The following is a 21,935-nucleotide window of genomic DNA, read 5'->3' on the forward strand; positions in this document are numbered from 1 at the left end:
CGTGTTGCCGCAACTAGAAAACATCAAGAAATTGATCTTCTCCATTTATGGAAAATGTTTTTGACACCTGACCATTTTGCACGTGGACTTTACCAATCTTTAGGGATTGACACTGCTGATTTTGAATCTTTTGTAGACAAAGAATTGGACAACTATCCAACTGTAGAAGGCTCAAACGTCCAATACGGACAGGGTATGAGTCAAAATCTATATCATTTATTAACTGAAGCTGATAAAATCAGAACGGATTTTAAAGACGATTTTCTTTCAACTGAAATTGTGTTGCTAGCGCTTATGAAATTGAAAAATCATAGTTTGACAAAGTATTTAACTAAGAATGGTTTAACTGAAAAAGCCTTAAAAGCTGAAATTGAAAAAATAAGAGGAGGAGATCGTGTGACATCACAAAATCAAGAAGAATCCTATCAAGCACTTGAAAAATATGGAATCGATTTGGTTAAAGCTGTCAGAAGTGGAGATCAAGATCCGGTTATTGGAAGAGATGATGAAATTCGTGATGTGATTCGTATTTTATCTCGTAAAACGAAGAACAATCCTGTGCTGATTGGTGAACCTGGTGTCGGTAAAACAGCTATAGTAGAGGGGTTAGCTCAACGGATTGTGCGAAAAGACGTCCCTGAAAATTTAAAAGGAAAAACAATTTTTTCATTAGATATGGGAGCATTGATTGCAGGAGCTAAATACCGTGGTGAATTTGAAGAACGACTAAAAGCAGTCTTAAAAGAAGTGAAAAAAAGTGAAGGTCAAATTATCTTATTTATCGATGAGATTCATACAATCGTTGGGGCTGGGAAAACGGAAGGCAGCATGGATGCCGGTAATTTATTGAAACCTATGTTAGCCCGTGGCGATTTGCATTGTATTGGTGCAACGACACTCGATGAATACCGAAAATATATGGAAACGGATAAAGCGTTAGAAAGACGTTTCCAGAAAGTATTGGTTGATGAGCCAACTGTAGAAGAAACCATCAGTATTTTAAGAGGATTAAAAGAACGTTTTGAGATTCATCATAGCGTAAATATCCATGACAATGCGATCGTTGCTGCTGCAACGTTATCCAACCGTTATATTACTGATCGTTTTTTACCAGACAAAGCCATTGATTTAATCGATGAAGCTTGTGCGACTATTCGAGTTGAGATGAATTCACGACCTACTGAATTGGATCAGGTTTCTCGTCGTTTAATGCAGCTAGAAATCGAAGAAGCAGCGTTGAAAAAAGAAAAAGATGATGCTAGCATGCGAAGATTAGAAATTATTCAAGAAGAATTGTCTAATCTACGTGAAGAGGCCAACCAGTTGAAAATGAAATGGGAAACTGAGAAAGAAGAAGTTGCTAAATTACGTGACAAACGTGCTGAAATTGAAAAAGCACGTCATGAGTTAGAAGAAGCTGAAAGCAATTATGACCTAGAGCGTGCCGCTGTTTTAAGACATGGACAAATACCTGCTTTAGAAAAAGAATTGAAAAGGCTAGAAGAGGAACAATTAGCTGCCCAAGGCAATTCAATCAGGCTAGTACAAGAATCAGTTACTGAGGAAGAAATCGCTGTCGTGATTGGTCGGATGACGGGTATTCCTGTTAGTCGATTAGTTAAAGGGGAACGGGAAAAATTGATGCACTTAGATACGTCATTAAGTGAACGTGTTGTCGGTCAAGATGAAGCGGTACAAAGTGTATCTGATGCGGTTATTCGAGCTCGAGCTGGTATTCAAGATCCTAATCGTCCACTAGGCTCATTCCTGTTTTTAGGGCCTACAGGTGTTGGGAAAACAGAATTGGCTAAAGCGTTAGCTGAGAATTTATTTGATTCGCAAGACCATATGGTACGAATTGATATGAGCGAATATATGGAAAAACACACTGTTTCAAGATTGATAGGAGCTCCACCAGGTTATGTTGGGTATGATGAAGGAGGTCAATTGACCGAAGCGGTAAGAAGGAGTCCGTATACTATTGTCTTGTTAGATGAAATTGAAAAAGCTCATCCGGATGTGTTTAATATTTTATTGCAAGTATTAGATGATGGACGCTTAACCGATTCTAAAGGCCGAATGGTCGACTTTAAAAATACCGTTTTAATCATGACAAGTAACATTGGTTCTGATCTACTGTTGGAAGGGACAGATGAACATGGACAAATAAAAGAAGCGACCAAAGAACTTGTGATGTCATTGTTAAAAACATCCTTTAAACCAGAGTTCTTAAATCGAATCGATGATACGATTTTATTTGCGCCACTTAGCATACAAGTTGTTAAGAAAATTGTTCTCAAGTTAGTACACAACTTGTCTGAACGTTTAGCAGAACAAGAAATTGAACTGACAATTTCTGAAGAAGCACAAATATGGATAGCGGAAAAAGCGTATGATCCTATGTATGGTGCGAGACCGTTGAAGAGATTTATCACTAAAGAGGTAGAGACGCCTTTAGCTAAAGGGATTATCTCTGGAGAAATTCCGCCAAAATCTAAAGTCACGATTACCTTAAAAGAGGATCAACTGTCTTATGAGACGGTGATGATAGATAACTAAAAATTCATTTAGATTATAAGAGATTTTTATTAGCGATAACCACTATATGTGCTGAACGAAACAAAAAAAAGACATTCAACTGAATGTCTTTTTTTTGTTTCGTTCGATTTACTTAGTTGCGTGCTCATGTTTTTGATCTGGAAGAATTTTGGCAATTAAAATAACCATCACACCGATAAATAAACCAATACCTGATGCAGTAATGAAGTCATATGAGCTGCCTGATAATGAACTTCCAATATAATTAACAGCTTGTCCAATAAAAAATCCCCAAAATAATGTGACTAAATATTTCATAAGTTTAACCTCTCTTCTTTTACAAGTTCATTTTATCACTTTCAAAAAGTTTGTAAAGTAAAACTCTATAGAATGTTTTTTTTGAAAGTGCTCTAATTAGCATGATGTGACAAGAATGAAAAGTTCGCTTAGAAGGTTTGCGTATACGAATCTTAGAAGGGTATAATGGTAACTAGTGAGTCAGAATGGAGTGACAAAAATGTCATTTGTACAATTACAAGTTATTAGTTCTTATAGTTTATTACAAAGTACGGTTACAATTGAAGCATTAGTGCTTAAAGCTAAAGAAAGAGGCTATAAAGCAATAGCTTTGACCGATTATAATATTTTATATGGGATAGTCGATTTTTATAAGATGTGTAAAAAACATCACATTAAACCGCTTTTAGGCTTAACGTTGGATGTAGGCGGTATTATAAAGACAGACGAAAATCATTCAATCCTATTGCTAGCTAAAAATGCTGCAGGATATGAAAGTCTATTGACTCTTTCAAGTGAAAAAATGCTTTTAGCTGAAACTGAACGATTGACCATTGATCAGATCAAAGAACATAGTCGAAATTTAATTGCAGTGACACCTGGAGAAAAAGGAGAAGTTGAACATTTTTTACTCCAAAATGAAAAAAAAGCTGCAGCAGCTGTCGTAGAAAAATGGCAAGCACTATTTCCAGAACGTCAATTTTATTTGGGCGTTCAACTCCATCAAAATCTCCTACCGATTAAGGATGCATTGACTGAACTAGCGAAGGAGACAGGAACTTTACCTGTTGCTCTACAAGATGTTCGCTATATTGATGCGACAGATGACTTTAGCACCCGCGTTTTGAGAGCAATTAATAAAGGCGAAGTCCTTGAAACGCAACATGCAGCAGTAATTGGCGAGTACTATTTACCTGAAAGTAGCCAAGCTGAAAAACGATTCATAGACAATGGTTTAAAAGAGGCTGCTCAGCGAACCAATGACATAGCAAATATGATTGATGTAGAAATAGCGTTGAATCAACAATTATTGCCGAAGTTTCCTTTGCCAACTGAAAAAACGACAACGGAATTCTTAAAGGAACAATGTCTGGTTGGTTTAGAAAAAAGAGTATCCGAACCGGATAAACGTTATACTGATCGCTTAGAATATGAATTAACTGTCATTGGAAAAATGGGATTTGAAGACTACTTCTTAATTGTATGGGATGTTATGGCTTATGCTCATAAAGTGAAGATTGTTACCGGTGCAGGTAGGGGATCAGCGGCAGGGTCTTTGGTGGCTTATTTGCTTGAAATTACGGATGTTGATCCAATCGAATATGATTTGTTATTTGAACGGTTTTTAAACGAAGAACGTTATACTATGCCAGATATCGATTTGGATTTCCCAGATAACCGACGAGAGGACATCTTGCAATATGTTAAAAATAAGTATGGCAAGAATCATGTGGCTCAAATTGCAACATTCGGAACGTTAGCTGCTAAGATGGCTTTGAAAGACGTATCGCGCGTATTTGGTCTAAGCCCTTCTGAAGCGAGCGTTTGGTCTAAAGCAATTCCAAGTGTATTGGGCATTACGTTAGAAAAGGCATTTAAACAATCTGTAAACTTAAGAAATTTGGTTGGAGAGAATGAAAAAAACACTCTTTTATTTGAAACAGCCAAAAAAATTGAAGGTTTGCCACGTCACATTTCAACTCATGCTGCAGGGGTAGTCATCAGTGATAAACCCTTAACGCATTACGTTCCTTTACAAAAGGGCGGAAGTGACATTCTTTTAACCCAATATCCTATGGGGAATGTTGAAGAAATTGGATTGTTGAAAATGGACTTCTTAGGTTTGAAAAATTTGTCGATTATAGATAACGCACTAAAACTAATCCAAAGAGAGACCGGCGAGCGATTAAATTTATTAAACATACCTATGCAAGATCAAGAAACACTACAATTATTTCGAAAAGGAGATATGGTAGGAATTTTTCAATTTGAATCTGCAGGGATTAAAAGTGTGTTGCGTAGGCTAGAGCCAACCTCAATGGAAGATATAGCAGCTGTTAATGCCTTGTATCGTCCAGGTCCTATGGAGCAAATCGATACGTTTATCAAAAGAAAGAAAGGGCTACTGCCCATTGAATACCCTCACGAAACTCTTTCTGAGATTCTGTCGGTCACGTATGGTGTAATGGTCTATCAAGAACAAGTTATGCAAGTAGCTTCAAAAATGGGAGGCTACACACTAGGACAAGCAGATATTTTACGCAGAGCAATTGGGAAGAAACAAAAAAGCGTAATTGATAAAGAGCGTCAACATTTTACTAGTGGTGCTGCTAAATTAGGGTACAGCCCAGAAGTTGCCATACAAGTCTATGATTACATTGAACGATTTGCAAACTATGGTTTTAACCGGTCACATGCAGTAGCGTATTCGTTTATTGCCTACCAAATGGCTTATTTAAAGGCACATTATCCTCATGCTTTTTTCGTAGCGTTACTAAACTCGGCTTTAAATAATTCAGCAAAAATGAAAGATTATATTATCGAAGCTAAGAAAAGAAATATCAAGGTTCTTTCGCCAGATATTAATGCAAGCTTCGGGGGATTTTCGTTAGTTAAAGGCCAAATTCTTTTTGGTTTCAGTTCTATAAAAGGACTAAGAAGAGATATGATTGACGATATGGTTACGAATCGGAAAAATGATGGCTCTTACAAAGATTTAATTGATTTTCTTAAAAGACTTAATAAGAAGTGGTTAAAGCCAGAATACATCAAGCCTTTGATCTATGTTGGTGCGTTTGATCAATTTGAGTACTCTCGAGGAACACTTTTAGCTTCAATCGAAGGCATCATTCAAAGTGTGCACATGAGTGGAAATAATAGTGGGTTATTTGAATTGTTAAAACCCAAATATGAATTTGCTTCTGATTTAACCATTGAGGAAAAGTTAGAAAATGAAGAACTTTTTTTAGGGACGTATTTATCGGGCCATCCTACTGAGAAGTATGATTCCGTAAGACCTTGGAAACAAATTGTTTATGTCAATGAGTTAATCATTGGAAAAACCAGCAGAGTGATTGGTTCCATCAAAAACATTCACAAGATAACAACAAAGAAAGGCGAACCAATGGCTTTTGTGACGATAAGTGATACTTCAGGAGATTGCTCGTTAACTTTATTCCCTACAAAATACCGTCAATTTATTGAATTGCTGACGGATAAAACGGTTTTGTATGTAGAAGGAAAAGTAGAATCAAAACGCGAAGGTATCCCGCAGATCATTGTTCAGCAAATGGATGATATTGAGCTAATAATGAGCAGCCAAACGAATAAAAAATGTTTTATTCGAATCCAAGAAGAACAGAATAACAATGAAACATTAGCAGCAATTAAAAAGATAATGATGAAATCTAAAGGGAACATTCCGGTTGTGTTGTACTATGTGCAAACGAATAAAAAAATTGGTTTAGCAGAGGAAAGTTGGATTAATGATACGCCTGAATTAATTGAAGAATTGGAAAATTTGCTTGGAAAAGAAAACGTTGTGCTTAAAATTAATTAAAGTTAAATGATTTTTTAGTGAAAAGCCATTTTTAAAGGGACAAGACGGCATAAAAGTGGTAGAATAACAGGTGAGCTTATGATAGTAAGTTAAAAAAAGAGTTGTTATACTAGAATTAAGTGTAATGAGTAAAAAAGTTTTTAGAAAATGGCCGTTATAAGTTGTTTAAAAGAACTATTTACTTTAATCTATTTTATGAGGTGAAGTCAATATGAAACGTATTGCTGTTTTGACAAGTGGTGGAGATGCTCCAGGAATGAATGCAGCTATTCGAGCTGTTGTACGTAAAGGTCTTTATGAAGGAATGGAAGTATATGGCATTAATTATGGTTACGCTGGTTTAGTAGCTGGGGATATACGTAAGTTGACTCGTAGAGATGTTGGTGATAAGATTTCAAGAGGTGGAACATTCTTATATTCTGCTCGTTATCCTGAATTTGCTACTGAAGAAGGTCAATTAAAAGGTATTGAACAACTAAATAAATTTGGGATTGAAGGTTTAGTAGTTATTGGTGGAGATGGTTCTTATATGGGAGCTGCTGCCTTAACAAAACACGGTTATCCAACTGTAGCATTACCAGGTACAATTGATAATGATATCCCAGGTACTGATTTCTGTATTGGATTTGATACAGCTATTAATACGGTATTAGATTCTGTCGATAAAATTCGCGATACGGCGACAAGCCATGTGCGTACCTTCATTATTGAAGTTATGGGTCGTAATGCAGGAGATATTGCATTATGGACTGGTGTAGCAGGCGGAGCAGAACAAATTATCATTCCTGAAACAGAGTTTAATATGGAAGAAATTGCTAGTACTATTCAAAAAGGCCGTGAACGCGGTAAAAAACATAGCATTATTATCCTAGCTGAAGGCGTAATGAACGGAAACGACTTTGCAGAAGAATTATCAAAATTTGGAGATTATCAAGCACGTGTTACTGTCTTAGGACATGTTCAACGTGGTGGTTCTCCAACAGCTCGCGACCGTGTTTTATCTAGTGTTTTTGGCGCAAGAGCAGTTGATTTATTGAAAGTTGGTAAAGGCGGATTATGTATCGGAATCGTAGACAATAAAATTGTTGAAAATGATATTGTTGAAACGCTGAAAAGCGGCAAACATATGCCTGATGTTAGCTTGTATAAATTAAATCAAGAAATATCTTATTAAAAGAAATTACAAACTTATAAATAATTGTAATAAAAATTGCTGTTAGGAGAGATATATAGAATGAAAAAAACTAAAATTGTATGTACGATTGGTCCAGCAAGCGAAACAGTTGAACAACTGGTTCAAATGATAGATGCAGGTATGAACGTTGCCCGTTTAAACTTTTCACATGGTGACTTTGAAGAACATGGTGCACGTATCAAAAACATTCGTGAAGCATCAAAACGCACTGGTAAAATGGTTGCTATTCTATTAGATACAAAAGGTCCTGAAATGCGTACACACAACATGAAAGATGGTCGTGTTGACTTTGAAGCAGGAGACGTTGTTCGTATCTCAATGACAGAAGTTGAAGGAACAAAAGAAAAATTCTCAATCAGTTACCCTGAATTAATCAATGATGTAAACCCTGGAACTCACATCCTATTAGATGATGGTTTAGTGGATCTTGAAGTAACAGAATTAGACCATGCAAATGGTGAAATTGTTGTTTTAGTTAAAAACCCAGGAACATTGAAAAACAAAAAAGGTGTTAACGTACCAGGCGTATCTGTAAACTTGCCAGGTATCACTGATAAAGATGCTGCTGATATTCGTTTTGGTTTAGAAAACGATATTGATTACATTGCAGCAAGTTTCGTACGTCGTGCTAGTGACGTATTAGAAATCACTCAAATTTTAGAAGAAAAAAATATGACTCATGTTCAAATCATTCCTAAAATTGAAAACCAAGAAGGCGTAGACAACATTGACGAAATCTTAAAAGTTTCTGATGGTTTAATGGTTGCTCGTGGAGACTTAGGAGTTGAAATTCCTACAGAGGAAGTTCCTATTGTTCAAAAAGCTCTTATCAGAAAATGTAATCAAGCTGGTAAACCAGTTATTACTGCTACACAAATGCTTGACTCAATGCAACAAAACCCACGTCCAACACGCGCTGAAGCAAGTGACGTAGCGAATGCTATCTTTGATGGTACAGATGCTATCATGCTTTCAGGTGAAACAGCTGCTGGGGATTACCCAATTGAAGCTGTACAAACAATGGCACGTATTGCTGTACGTACTGAAGAAGCTTTAGTAAACCAAGATGCATTTGCATTAAAAGCATACAGCCAAACAGATATGACTGAAGCTATTGGTCAATCAGTAGGACATACTGCACGTAACTTAAATATTCAAACAATTGTTGCAGCTACTGAATCTGGACATACTGCACGAATGATCGCAAAATACCGTCCAAAAGCAAATATCGTTGCTGTTACATTTACAGAACGCCAAATGCGTGGACTTGCATTAACTTGGGGCGCTTACCCAGTTGTTGCTGAAAAACCAGCTTCAACAGATGATATGTTCAACTTAGCAACTAAAATTGCTCAAGAAACTGGATTTGCAACTGCAGGAGATTTAATTATCATTACTGCTGGTGTACCAGTTGGAGAACGTGGAACAACTAACTTAATGAAAATCCAATTAATTGGAACTAAATTAGCTAGCGGCCAAGGTGTTGGATCAGATGCTGTTATTGGTAAAGCAGTTGTTGCAACTAGTGCTGAAGAAGCAAACAAAAATGCTGTAGAAGGTGGAATTTTAGTTGTGAAAACAACAGATAAAGACTACTTACCAGCAATTGAAAAATCATCAGCTATAGTAGTAGAACAAGGCGGTTTAACTAGTCATGCTGCAGTCATTGCAATTGCAATGAGCATTCCTGTAATCGTGAATGTTGAAAATGCTACAACTCTTATTAAAAATGATGAATTAATCACAGTTGACTCACGTCGTGGAATCGTCTACCGTGGAGCAACAACAGCTATCTAATAGCCATTAAAATTTAAATGAACAAAACTCTCTTGAGGATTGATTTTGGATCCGATAGGGAGTTTTTTTTTTGAAATTATTTTAAAGTTTAGTTTACATAATAAAAATATGGTAAACTTATATGGAATCTTTTCAACATTCTTTCATTTCTAGTCTTTTTCGTATAAAATGAAATGGAAGGATAAATGACTCACTATTAAATAATAGAGCTAAACTTATGGAGGAAAAAATATGAATCAATCACTAGGAAAAATTATTATAGGACTTGTTACAGATGTAAATGAGGACGCATTTTTTGTACAAAAAGATGGCGTAACCTATAAATTAGATAAGACTGAAGGAATGGAATACAAACTAGGAGATACAGTAGAAGGATTTGCTTATATTTCGATGGATAAAGACTTTATGTTAACTCAAAAAATTCCTGAAGTACGAGTAGGTTATTATGCATGGGGTACCGTTATTGATACACGTAAAGACCTTGGCGTGTTTGTAGATGTTGGCCTGCCTGATAAAGAATTGGTTGTGTCACTTGATGAACTGCCTACCATTAAACAATTGTGGCCTAAAAGAGGCGATCGTTTATTGATCACAATAAGAGTAGATGATAAAGATCGTATGTGGGGAGAACTAGCTACTGACGAAGTCTATCAATCGCTAGCAAAAAAAGGAACAGAAGAATTAATCAATCAAAACATAAAAGGAACAGCGTACCGTCTAAAAGTTATTGGAACGTTTATTTTGACGGAAGACAATCAAATTGGTTTTATCCATCCTTCAGAACGCAAAGATGAACCACGTTTAGGTGAAGTTGTGTCTGGACGTGTTATAGGTGTTAGACCAGATGGAGTGATAAATATCTCTTTAATGCCTCGTGCTTATGAAGCAATTGGCGACGATGCTGCAATGTTGATGGCTATATTAGAACGCACTAAAACAGGTAGTTTCCCGTATACAGATAAAAGTTCGCCAGATGATATTGCTGACCGCTTTGGCATTAGCAAAGGGCAATTTAAACGAGCTATCGGTAATTTAATGAAACAACGTTTAATCGTGCAAGAGGATGGCGAAACAAAACTTGTAAATATGCCAACGGAAGTTGAAATTGATATTGATGGCGAAGAAGAATAAAGAACTTAAGACTTTCCTCTTAAGAAGGTAATAGGGTTCTTACAAGCCAATTTATCTATTCCGAAAGTATTTTAGAAATATTTCCACTATTTGACCAAGAGCTAAATTAAAAGAAGGCAGTTCACAATGTGTTCTTGCTTTCTTTTTTTTATTTAAACAGAGGTGAAAGAACATGAATGAAGACGTAGAAGAGTACCTTCGTTTTCTTACAATTGAACGAGGTCTTTCAAAAAATACAATTGAAAGTTATAAAAGGGATATTAGCCAATACCTTACTTTTATTGAAGAAAATAAGCTAACTGAATGGGTACAAATCGATCGGTATGTTGTGCTCTCTTTTTTACAAAAGTTAAAAGAAAACCAAAAATCTGCTGGGACGATTATTCGAATGATTTCTTGTTTGAGGCAATTTCATCAATTTTTAAAACAAGAACAGCTCTCTCTGACTGACCCAATGTTACACATTGATACACCGAAGAAGGCTCAAAAATTGCCAAAAGTACTGTCTATTAAAGAAGTGGATCGTTTAATTGAAACGCCGAATACAGGTGAAACATTAGGGCTGAGAGATCGAGCAATGTTAGAAGTGCTCTATGCAACCGGGTTACGGGTTTCTGAATTAACAGAATTAAAACTAAATGATCTACACTTATCTCTTGGACTTATCCAAACAATCGGTAAAGGTGATAAAGAAAGAATCCTGCCTTTAGGCGATATGGCTATCGAATGGATTGAAAAATATCGGCGGTATAGCCGGTCAAAACTAGAAAAAGAAGGTCACCGGTCACCGTATTTATTTCTTAACCATCATGGTCGGAAATTGACCAGACAAGGTGTTTGGAAAAATTTAAAAATTTTGGTAAAAAAAGCTGGCATAGAAAAAGAAGTGACACCTCATACTTTACGGCACTCATTTGCTACGCATTTGCTAGAAAATGGGGCAGATTTAAGAGTAGTACAAGAGTTGTTAGGCCATTCAGATATCTCCACAACTCAGATATATACGCATATTACGAAGCAAAGAATGTCAAGCGTTTACAAAACCTATCATCCCAGGGCTTAAAAATAAAAAGGATGCAGAGTTTTACTCGCTTTATCGTGTGATTTTTACTATAATGAGAAGGTAGCAACCTATAATTAGGAGGATGGATAACAAATGTCATATAAAAGAGTGCATTTAATAGTTATGGATTCAGTTGGTATCGGTGAAGCACCAGATGCTGATAAGTTTAATGATTTAGGAAGCGATACATTAGGTCATATTGCTCAAGAAGCAGGACTGACAATACCTCATCTAGAACAATTAGGTTTGGGAAATATTAAACCTTTAAAAGGTGTTAACAGCGTTACAGACAACTTAGGTTACTATACAAAACTTGAAGAAATATCTGTAGGTAAAGATACAATGACTGGGCACTGGGAAATCATGGGTTTGAATATTCAAACTCCGTTCCGTGTTTTTCCTGATGGATTTCCAGCTGAATTATTAAAACAAATTGAAGACTTTTCTGGTCGTAAAATTGTGGGAAACAAACCGGCTAGTGGAACAGCCATTCTTGATGAATACGGAAAACATCAATTAGAAACGGGCGATTTGATTATTTATACTTCAGCAGACCCTGTATTGCAAATTGCGGCTCATGAAGATGTGATTCCGTTGGATGAATTGTACCGTATCTGTCAATTTGTAAGAGATATTACGAAAGACGATCCGTATATGATTGGTAGAATCATTGCTCGTCCATATGTGGGTGAACCAGGTAATTTCACAAGAACAAGTGGTCGACATGATTATGCTTTGAATCCATTTGGTAAAACGGTATTAAATTACCTAAGCGAAGGCGGCAAAGAAGTCATTGCAATTGGTAAAATTAATGATATTTATAACGGAGAAGGAATCACTGAATCCGTACGTACAGAAGACAACATGGATGGCGTAGACAAGTTATTAACCGTTATGGACAAAGATTTTGAAGGAATCAGCTTCTTAAATCTTGTTGATTTTGATGCGAAATTTGGCCACCGCCGCGATGTCGTGGGTTACGGTAAAGCGATAGATGAATTCGATGCGCGAATTGAAGAAATTGTTGGAAAGCTAAGAGAAGATGACTTATTATTAATCACGGCTGACCACGGAAATGACCCAATAGCTCCTGGAACAGATCATACAAGAGAATACGTTCCTTTACTTGCTTATTCTCCATCAATGAAGGGTCAAGGCGAAATAGCTCAAGGACATTTCGCAGATATCGGAGCTACTATTGCAGCAAACTTTGGTGTTCAAGATACTGGCTTTGGCGAAAGTTTCTTAGACAAATTAAAGTAAAAAAAAGTATGAACTACTGGAGGACAAATATGATTACAGCACTTTCCAAAAAAATTGAAGAAGCAAAAAGTTACATTTTAGAAAACGGCGTTCAAGATATTGAAGTTGGTTTAATTTTAGGATCAGGTCTAGGCGAATTAGGGGACGAAGTTGAAAATCCAATTGCTATTTCGTACAGTAAAATTCCTCATTTCCCAGTTTCAACGGTAGAAGGTCATGCAGGACAATTGGTTTATGGTACACTAGGTGGCAAAAAAGTCTTAGCTATGCAAGGGCGTTTTCATTTTTATGAAGGGTATTCTTTAGAAGAAGTAACGTTCCCAGTACGCGTAATGAAAGCTCTTGGTATTCATTCATTAATCGTTACAAATGCAGCTGGTGGAATCAATACTGATTTCACTCCAGGTGAATTAATGATGATTACAGACCAAATCAATTATACAGGAACCAATCCTTTGATTGGACCTAATGATGCCTCAATGGGTCCACGTTTTACAGACATGAGCCATGCTTATGACCCAGCTTACCAAGAGATTGTGCGTTCGGTAGCTAAAAAGATGGACATCGACCTAAAAGAGGGTGTATATATTGGTTTTTCTGGACCAACTTATGAAACACCTGCTGAAATAAAAATGACTCGTTTGTTTGGTGCTGATGCAGTTGGAATGTCAACAGTTCCTGAAGTTATTGTAGCTAAACACGCAAGTATGAGAGTAATCGGTATTTCATGTATTACCAATTTAGCAGCAGGTATGCAAGCTAATTTAAATCATGAAGAAGTTGTAGAAACAACACAACGCGTTAAGCATACATTTAAATCTTTTGTAAAAAACATTCTTTCAGAAATATAATCAATCAATACTAAAGAGAAACTGTGAAAAAGTTATGGTTTATTAGCCAGACTTTTAAACAGTTTCTCTTTTATTTCTAGATTCGTTGCAAGTTGAAACTAACTAATGTTTAAAGAAGTCTGTTGTCTTGTATTTAAGCTATATGCTCGCATTGAGAAAAGCATGTTTTTGTGTTAAAGTAAGTAAAGCAAAAAACAAGCGAACTTGAAATGAGGATAGTTGATCGATGGATGAAAGATTATTAACTGGAACAATGAAGATAAATGAAGCCAACCATTTAGAAATTGGAGACGTAGATACTGTCTCATTGGTTGAAAAATATGGAACGCCTCTTTATGTTTATGATGTTTCTCAGATTAAATACAAAGCTAGAACGTTCAAAAAAGCCTTTCTAGATAGAAATATCAAAGCTCAAGTTGCTTATGCAAGCAAAGCTTTTTCTTGTTTAGCTATTTATCAATTAATGGCTAAGGAAGAACTGTCTTTAGATGTTGTTTCTGGTGGAGAACTATATACAGCTATCCAATCCAATTACCCAAGCAAGAAAATACATTTTCATGGAAATAATAAATCGGATGCAGAAATTGTTGCAGCACTTGATTACGATATTGGCTGTTTTGTAGTCGATAATTTCTATGAATTGAAAAAACTGAATGAGTATACAGCACAACGTAAACAAAAAATGGCTATTCTACTTAGGGTGACTCCCGGAGTTGAAGCGCACACTCATGAATACATCACTACTGGGCAGACCGATTCCAAATTTGGATTTGATCTAGATAATGGACAAGCGCAGCAAGCCTTGGAGCTTGCTTTAGAAATGCCTTATATCGATGTTATGGGCTTACATTGCCATATTGGTTCACAGATTTTTGAAACAACTGGTTTTAGTCTAGCGATTGATAAATTATTGATTCAGTCTAAAGAATGGCAAGAATTGTTCGGTTTTCATTTGCGTGTCTTAAACGTTGGTGGAGGTTTTGGTATTCGGTATACTGCTGAAGATGAACCTTTACCAATCGAGGATTATGTGAATAATTTGATTGATGAAGTTCAAAGTGTTTCGGCTAAAGTTCAATTGCCGATGCCTGAAATTTGGATTGAACCAGGACGTAGCTTGGTTGGAGATGCTGGTATTACACTGTATCAAGTTGGTTCGCAAAAAGTTATACCAGATGTTCGGAATTATTTGGCCATTGATGGCGGAATGACGGACAATATTAGACCCGCTTTATATGATGCAAAATATACGGGTGTTTTAGCAAATAGAGTTGAAGACAAAGTTGAAGAAACGTATTCTATAGCTGGAAAATGCTGTGAATCTGGTGATATGTTAATTTGGGATTTGCCACTGCCAAAAGCAGATGATAAAGATATTTTAGCTGTTTTTAGTACTGGTGCTTATGGTTATGCCATGGCTAGTAACTACAACCGCATTCCACGACCGCCAGTTGTATTTGTTGAAAATGGAAAAGATTTTTTGGCTATTAAGCGAGAAAGTTATGCAGACTTGATGCGGTTAGAATGCTCTCTTTATTAATTTTAAATAAGATATGCGCCAACATTGAGCGATTGCAAACTTAAAGCGCTAGGAGGAAATTATGTTACTCGATTACAAAAATGATTATGAAAAAATTTCAATGGGTTTGCTTTCCTTTGTTCCAGACTTGAAAGACGTTTCACGTTTACAAGATGAAATGGATTGGTATCAAAGCAAGGAAGACCATAAGCTTTATTTATGGAAAAGTGAAGATACCCAGGATATCATAGGTGTAATAGGCGTAGAAATTGGAAACGATATGATATTGTTAAGACATATCTCAATTAATCCCTCATTTAGAAATGAAGGGATCAGTTATAAAATTTTAGCCGCGCTAGAACGCCAATTTCCACAAAAAAAGATAATGGGAACATTGGAAACAGCTTCTTTGATTGCTAAATGGGAAAATAAAAAGTATGAGCAGCATAGTTTAGAAGCTGATGAAAAAGGCGAGGATTAAATGTCATCTGATATAAATATAAAAATTGATGCTTTTGAAGGGCCGCTAGATTTATTGCTGCAATTGATTAAACATTTAGAAATTGATATTTATGATATTCCTATTGCTGAAGTTACAGCGCAATATCTAAATTATATTCGAGCTATGAAAGTCTTGCAATTAGATGTTGCAGGTGATTACTTAGTTATGGCAGCCACTTTAATGGCTATAAAAAGCAAATTACTTTTACCTAAACAAGAAATGACTGCTGATTCAGAAGATGAAGTTTTTTTTGAGTCTGGTGAAGACCCTAGAGATGCTTTAGTAGAGCAACTATTGGAATACCGTAAATACAAATCAGCAGCAGCTTTATTAAAAGTAAAAGAAGAAGAACGCAGCCAATATTTTTCAAAAGAACCGACGAACCTAGAATCGTTACAGGAGAAAGTTCCAATGGAGCCGCTTCAAATTAGTACGTTTGATTTGGTTGCAGCTTTTCAAGATATGTTTAATAAAAAGCTGAAGAAAATTCCACTACAAACAACGATTAGAGCAGAAGAAACAACAATCAACGAAAAAATGGATTTTATTATGGGGAAATTAAAAAGTGCTAAGGCAAACCAAGGTGTTTTGTTTACTCGGCTATTTGATATTCCTACAAAAAATGAGATGGTAACAACGTTTATGGCTTTGCTTGAATTAATAAAAGAGAAAGATGTCTTTATTCAGCAAGAAATTACGTATGGAGATATTATTGTCTATCCATCAGAATCAAAAGAAACAGGTGATGAGTAGTATGGATGAATTAGCAGCAATTGAAGCACTTCTTTTTGTAGCTGGAGATGAAGGAATGTCTTTAGAAGAAATCTCTACAATGCTAGAGTGTTCGACACAACAGGCATATCAATTCCTTATGCGCCTCCAAAAAGAATATGAAGCTTCAACGGCCAGAGGGTTAATGCTTCTTGAAGTAGGAAATCTTTATCAATTGGCTACAAAAAAAGAGTATGCTGATGTCATAAAAAAATACGCTATTTCACCTTTGACGACCAATCTTTCGCAAGCGGCACTAGAAACACTTGCTATTATTGCTTACAAGCAGCCATTGACGCGTATGGAAATCGATGAGATACGCGGTGTTCAAACAAGTGGAGCACTACAAAAACTAACGCTCAGAGGACTTATTGAACCAAAAGGACGAGTAGATGGTCCTGGAAGAGCTATTTTATATGGAACATCAGAGTATTTTATGGATTATTTTGGACTTAAAGATTTAAAAGAATTACCTAAAATAACAGAATTAGAAACAGAAAATAATGAAAAAGAGTCCGATTTATTTTTTGAACGTTTTAATCAACAATTTGATAATGAATAAAAATAGATTTTATTAAGGAGAAATTATGGAAAGATTACAGAAAGTTTTAGCTCATGCAGGGGTAGCTTCACGACGTAAATCAGAAGAATTAATATCTAAAGGGCATGTTAAAGTAAATGGAAAAGTTGTTAAAGAAATGGGTATTCAAATTGGAAATTCTGATGTAGTTGAAGTTGATGGAGTGCCAATTTATAGAGAAGAACCCGTTTATTTCTTATTGAATAAACCTCGTAATATGATCACAGCCGTTTCAGATGATAAAGGAAGACCTGTTGTAACGGATTTATTTCCGAATATCGAACAACGGATTTATCCAGTTGGGCGCTTAGACTATGATACAACAGGAGCATTAATGTTAACAAATGATGGAGAGCTTTCTCAATTGTTGATGCACCCTAAGTATCAAATTAACAAAACGTATGTTGCTAAAGTAAAAGGTTTAGTAGACAGAAAAGCGTTAAATAAACTTGAAAAAGGTGTCGTTGTTGAAGGTAAAAAGACTGCACCAGCTAAAGCGAAAATACTTTCAGCAGATCGAGCTAAAGATATCACGATGGTAGAATTGACCATTCATGAGGGACGCAATCGACAAGTAAAGAATATGTTTCAAGCGATTGGACATCCTGTTGAGAAGTTGAAAAGAGAGTCTTATGGTACATTGAATTTAGATGGGTTGCAAACAGGTGAATGGCGTGAATTAAAAACGTTTGAAATTTATCAATTGCGTAATTCAGCAATACAAGAAGAAACAACTAAATAAAACTGAAGTGCAAAAAGTTTGGAAGTAAAACGAGTCCAAGCTTTTTTGTTTTGAAAAAAATAACTTATGTTTTAAAGTATAGATAAATTAGTTAAGTTAAGTCGTGCTAAAAGCTTATTTTGAGAACGTTTCATATTTTAAAGTCAGAATCATTTGAATTAGTTGAAACTTGTGACAAATGTTGTGTATACTAAGACTAGACAAATGGTAAGTAAAGTTTAACGTAAATTGATGGGGTGTAAATAAATGGAAAATGAAGCAATAAATCTACTAGTAGTAGATGATGAAGATCGAATTCGCAGATTATTAAAAATGTACTTAGAAAGAGAAAATTATGTCGTCTTTGAAGCCGATAATGGTGAAGACGCAATAAAAATGGCTTTAGAAAATGACTACGATTTAATTTTATTAGACTTGATGCTTCCTAAAATGGATGGAATTGAAGTCGCTGGAAAAATACGAGAAGCTAAAGATACTCCTATTATGATGTTAACAGCTAAGGGAGAAGAAGTGAGCCGTATAGAAGGATTTGAAGTTGGGGCGGATGACTACATTGTGAAACCATTTAGTCCTAGAGAAGTGGTTTTAAGAGTATCAGCTATCTTAAAAAGAACTCAAAGCAGTAAACCAAAGGAAAAAGCAAATCCTGATTTAATTGAAATGCCGCATTTTGAAATAGATGACCAATCTCATCGTGTGTTAGCAGATGGAAATCCTGTTAATCTGACACCAAAAGAATACGATCTTTTACTATACTTGGCACAATCTCCTGATCAAATTTTTGGCAGAGAACAGTTATTGCGTGAAGTATGGAAATATGAATTTTTTGGTGATTTAAGAACAGTGGATACTCACATTAAACGCCTAAGAGAAAAGTTAACGAAACATTCAGAGCCAGCCGCAAAAATGATCGTAACTGTTTGGGGTCTTGGATATAAATTCAATTCTTTTCCAGAAGAATCTGAAAAGTAGGCCGAAATATGATTAAACTAAGTAGTTTAGTTACTCGTACATGGCTGGTAACGATGTTGGCTATAGGAATTTGTTTTTTTACGACGACTCAAGTGTATGGAATGATTTATCAAAAAAATATTGAAAAAAATTATTTGAAAGATTTTGAAAATTCGATTCATTCTTTAGTCGGTATTTTAGAAGCAGATCCAGAATTCGTAGTGGAAAATATTGATAAGTTAAGAGCCTATGATTCTCAGCTGATGTTAATGGTGAAAATGGAGGATGAGGAACCTGTTTATTCTTCTAACGTTAATTTGGACGAAAGTTTAAATGATCTCAACAAAATTATAGCTAACAGTAAGATTGAAAATGCCTTAGATAGCAGTGGGAATTCTTTAATAATAGACAAAGTTAAGTTTGATGGGAAACAAAATACGCCATTCATTTTAAAAATCCAGAATTTTAAAATGAATAATAAAAATGGCCGATTTTATGTTTATGGAGATTTGTCCTTTCTGAACGATACAAATAGTAGAATGAGTACGTGGGCAGCCATCATTGGTATTTTATATGTCATTACTGGAATTTTATTGTTTTATTACTTCCAAAATAGGCTAGGCGGACCATTAACTCAATTAAGAGATATTGCGTACGACTATGCTAAAAATGACTTTTCTAAACAAGCGCAATCAAATTATAAAGATGAACTAGCTCAGCTCGCTTTGGCTATGAATAAAATGGGGAAATCATTAGAAGTTACAGGTGCCGCAACTAGACAAGAAAAAGAACTATTAGAAAATATTGTCACGTCTATTTCTACGGGAGTATTGTATTACAATCAAGATAAAACGTTATTGATGTCTAATCCACTTGGAGATGAGTTTTTACAACATTTGTATCGATCAGGCCAAATAGCAAAAACAACTATACCAGAAGTATTAGAATATCGGATTGATTCTGTTATAAGATTTCCAGAAAAAGTCAGTTATGATAATAATATCGATGATTACTATTACAATATAACTTTGATTCCTCTTTTTGATGAAAATTTAGAAAGCGTACGTGGTGTACTCGTTTCTATTCAAAATATAACCAAAGAGAAACGTCTTGATATCATGAGAAATGATTTTATAAACAATATTTCACATGAATTAAGAACTCCTTTAGTTATGATACAAGGTTATAGTGAAGCTATCTTAGACGATGTGGCCGAAACACAAGAAGAGAAAAAAGAAATGGCAAAAATAATTGGAGAAGAATCCATTAGAATGAATCGGATGGTAAATGAAATGCTCGATAGTTCTAGGATGGAAGCTGGTTTTATTAATTTGATAAAATTGGATGTTGACTTTGAAGATTTTTTCAAAAATCTTTTTACTCGATTTGCTACTATGTCTGAAAAAAATGCGATTCAATTAAAACTGACTCTTGATCCTAATTTAGAATCTTATTATATGGATGAAGATAAAATGAATCAAGTATTCGTCAATTTAATTAATAATGCTATTAGGCATACGAGTATGACAAATAAAGAAAATAAAAAAGTCGAAATTTGGGTGCATCTAGATAAAATCATGGATGAGGTTCTTATCGAAGTAATCGACAATGGAACAGGTATTTCAGAAGAAGATGTCCCTTATGTATTTGATCGTTTTTATAAGGCAGATAAATCCCGGATGGTAACGAAAGAGAATAAAACGGGAACAGGTATCGGATTATCTATCGTAAAAAACATAATAGAAGCGCATGGTGGGTTTGTTGAAGTTAAAAGTGTAATCAATGAACAGACGAGATTTATCGTTCATTTGCCCTATTTAGATTAATATACTAATTAAAAGTAAGAAAAGTGTTGATTTTTATTTTACTATGTTATACAATTAAGGTGTTAAAAAAAATATAAAGATTCGTCTTCAGGGGCAGGGTGAAATTCCCGACCGGTGGTATAGTCCACGAGCTAAATAGCATTATTTAGTTGAACTGGTTTAATTCCAGTACCGACAGTAAAGTCTGGATAAAGAAGATGGAGTTTATTTGAATAGGTTTCATTATTCAAGTGCTCTGTTTAATTATCTGAAGATAATTAGGACGAGCATTTTTATATTGTTTTTATTTAAATAAATTCAGAAATGCCTAGGCTGATGAATCCTTTTAGGAGGATTTTTATGCAAAAAAGTAACACGAAAAAAATGGTGGGAATCGCCATGTTGGCTGCTCTTGCAACCATTCTGATTTCATTCGGTTTTCCAATAATTCCAGGAGTTTCATTTCTAAAAGTAGATTTTAGTGATATTCCTGTTTTAATCGGCATGTTTTTATACGGCCCGGTTGGAGGTACAATGGTCGCATTTATTCGATCACTGCTCCATTATATTCAAACGGGCGGTGACGCAGGGTATCCAATAGGTGATACGGCAAGTTTCATTGCTTCCGTTGCGTATACGTTGCCGATCTATTTAATTATGAATGCCAAAATCAATGATACGAAGAACATTATTTTTGCAAATGTGATTGGATCGTTATCTTTAACGGTAGTTCTTTCCGTTGTAAATTATTTCTTCTTGTTGCCATTGTATTTAAGAGTATTGAATTTTAGTGTAGGGCCTATTAAGGATTATCTTTTAATGGGTGTTGTGCCATTTAATCTTATAAAAGGCGCAGTAGTCAGTACGGTTTTTATTATGTTATTTGCAAAATTAAAAACTTGGTTACTACGCAATCAAATGACAAAAATTAGTTTTAAATAAAAAAAAGAAACCGCAAATTAATCGTTTGCGGTTTCTTTTTTTTGTGTACGAGTTAGAATGATGTTATTAATATTTTTTAAAGTTTAGAAAAGAATTCCCTAAAAATGATTATTTTTGGTATATTAGATTTAACGAAGGATCTGTTCGACGATTAATTATTTTTATGCAATCAGAATGTGGGTGAGTGTTTTGGAACAATCGTTATACAGTCAGTATTTTTGTCTTTCATTATATTCTAAAAAGTACCCTATCAAACCTTCAACGCTTTATCACATTTTAGTTGGAAAAAGAACAGCCTCTATCCTATTTAAGGCTCATTCATACCATATTATAAATTTTTTTTCAGTATTCCCTCATTTACAGCGTGAACAGTATGATAAGATGATTCATCATTTTATTGCTAAAGGCTGGATAAAAGCAGCAATAGCC

General features: G+C 35.2%; 17 protein-coding genes, 1 pseudogene and 1 riboswitch. Of the genes and pseudogenes, 17 read left to right on the top strand and 1 reads right to left on the bottom strand.

The annotated features are described in order from the left end of the window. Nucleotides 1-2,559, top strand: a 2,559-nt coding sequence (gene clpB / locus CAT7_RS10280) for an ATP-dependent chaperone ClpB (RefSeq protein ID WP_007725363.1), incomplete at its 5' end; no start/stop codon positions are given. 108 nt (nucleotides 2,560-2,667) lie between these two features. On the opposite strand, the gene CAT7_RS10285 is transcribed toward clpB, so the two are convergent. Next, complete coding sequence (locus tag CAT7_RS10285) at nucleotides 2,668-2,856, bottom strand: YjzD family protein (protein ID WP_007725365.1); 189 nt, start codon at nucleotides 2,854-2,856, stop codon at nucleotides 2,668-2,670. A 199-nt stretch (nucleotides 2,857-3,055) separates the two neighbouring features. Here CAT7_RS10285 and dnaE point away from each other — a divergent pair, with 199 nt between their 5' ends. The 16 genes and pseudogenes from dnaE to CAT7_RS12565 form a co-directional block, all read left to right on the top strand. Next, complete coding sequence (gene dnaE / locus CAT7_RS10290; protein ID WP_007725366.1) at nucleotides 3,056-6,394, top strand: DNA polymerase III subunit alpha; 3,339 nt, start codon at nucleotides 3,056-3,058, stop codon at nucleotides 6,392-6,394. A gap of 211 nt (nucleotides 6,395-6,605) precedes the next feature. Then, complete coding sequence (pfkA, locus tag CAT7_RS10295) at nucleotides 6,606-7,568, top strand: 6-phosphofructokinase (protein ID WP_007725367.1); 963 nt, start codon at nucleotides 6,606-6,608, stop codon at nucleotides 7,566-7,568. A 60-nt stretch (nucleotides 7,569-7,628) separates the two neighbouring features. Next, nucleotides 7,629-9,386, top strand: a complete 1,758-nt coding sequence (gene pyk / locus CAT7_RS10300) for a pyruvate kinase (RefSeq protein WP_007725368.1) — start codon at nucleotides 7,629-7,631, stop codon at nucleotides 9,384-9,386. A gap of 231 nt (nucleotides 9,387-9,617) precedes the next feature. After that, complete coding sequence (locus CAT7_RS10305; protein WP_007725369.1) at nucleotides 9,618-10,517, top strand: CvfB family protein; 900 nt, start codon at nucleotides 9,618-9,620, stop codon at nucleotides 10,515-10,517. A 172-nt stretch (nucleotides 10,518-10,689) separates the two neighbouring features. Then, the gene (gene xerD / locus CAT7_RS10310) at nucleotides 10,690-11,580 is read left to right on the top strand and encodes a site-specific tyrosine recombinase XerD (protein ID WP_007725371.1); all 891 of its coding nucleotides are present in this window, start codon (nucleotides 10,690-10,692) and stop codon (nucleotides 11,578-11,580) included. 93 nt (nucleotides 11,581-11,673) lie between these two features. Beyond that, nucleotides 11,674-12,843 (top strand): phosphopentomutase, encoded by a 1,170-nt coding sequence (gene deoB, locus CAT7_RS10315; RefSeq protein WP_007725373.1) that lies wholly within the window; start codon nucleotides 11,674-11,676, stop codon nucleotides 12,841-12,843. Between the two features lie 32 nt (nucleotides 12,844-12,875). Continuing rightward, on the top strand, nucleotides 12,876-13,694 hold the full coding sequence (locus CAT7_RS10320; RefSeq protein WP_197050090.1) for a purine-nucleoside phosphorylase: 819 nt from the start codon (nucleotides 12,876-12,878) through the stop codon (nucleotides 13,692-13,694). 226 nt (nucleotides 13,695-13,920) lie between these two features. Continuing rightward, on the top strand, nucleotides 13,921-15,234 hold the full coding sequence (gene lysA / locus CAT7_RS10325) for a diaminopimelate decarboxylase (protein WP_007725377.1): 1,314 nt from the start codon (nucleotides 13,921-13,923) through the stop codon (nucleotides 15,232-15,234). Nucleotides 15,235-15,295: 61 nt separating this feature from the next. Further along, nucleotides 15,296-15,694, top strand: a complete 399-nt coding sequence (locus tag CAT7_RS10330; RefSeq protein ID WP_007725379.1) for a GNAT family N-acetyltransferase — start codon at nucleotides 15,296-15,298, stop codon at nucleotides 15,692-15,694. Then, nucleotides 15,695-16,468 carry a segregation/condensation protein A gene (locus CAT7_RS10335; RefSeq protein ID WP_007725381.1) on the top strand — a complete coding sequence of 258 codons (774 nt, stop codon included), beginning with the start codon at nucleotides 15,695-15,697 and terminating at the stop codon, nucleotides 16,466-16,468. 1 nt (nucleotide 16,469) lies between these two features. Further along, entirely contained in the window at nucleotides 16,470-17,048 is a 579-nt protein-coding gene (gene scpB, locus CAT7_RS10340) for an SMC-Scp complex subunit ScpB (RefSeq protein ID WP_007725383.1), read from the top strand. A 25-nt stretch (nucleotides 17,049-17,073) separates the two neighbouring features. After that, nucleotides 17,074-17,808, top strand: a complete 735-nt coding sequence (locus CAT7_RS10345) for a pseudouridine synthase (protein ID WP_007725385.1) — start codon at nucleotides 17,074-17,076, stop codon at nucleotides 17,806-17,808. Nucleotides 17,809-18,054: 246 nt separating this feature from the next. Then, entirely contained in the window at nucleotides 18,055-18,780 is a 726-nt protein-coding gene (locus tag CAT7_RS10350; RefSeq protein ID WP_007725387.1) for a response regulator transcription factor, read from the top strand. 8 nt (nucleotides 18,781-18,788) lie between these two features. Continuing rightward, nucleotides 18,789-20,585: a sensor histidine kinase gene (locus tag CAT7_RS10355; protein ID WP_007725388.1), complete on the top strand. Its 1,797-nt coding sequence runs from the start codon at nucleotides 18,789-18,791 to the stop codon at nucleotides 20,583-20,585. Nucleotides 20,586-20,664: 79 nt separating this feature from the next. Continuing rightward, nucleotides 20,665-20,788: riboswitch (FMN riboswitch) on the top strand. A 136-nt stretch (nucleotides 20,789-20,924) separates the two neighbouring features. Continuing rightward, the gene (locus CAT7_RS10360) at nucleotides 20,925-21,506 is read left to right on the top strand and encodes an ECF transporter S component (RefSeq protein ID WP_007725390.1); all 582 of its coding nucleotides are present in this window, start codon (nucleotides 20,925-20,927) and stop codon (nucleotides 21,504-21,506) included. Nucleotides 21,507-21,695: 189 nt separating this feature from the next. Further along, a pseudogene (locus tag CAT7_RS12565) lies at nucleotides 21,696-21,935 on the top strand (hypothetical protein); the annotation flags it as partial.

This window comes from Carnobacterium sp. AT7 (assembly GCF_000171855.1).
GTDB lineage: Bacteria > Bacillota > Bacilli > Lactobacillales > Carnobacteriaceae > Carnobacterium_B > Carnobacterium_B jeotgali.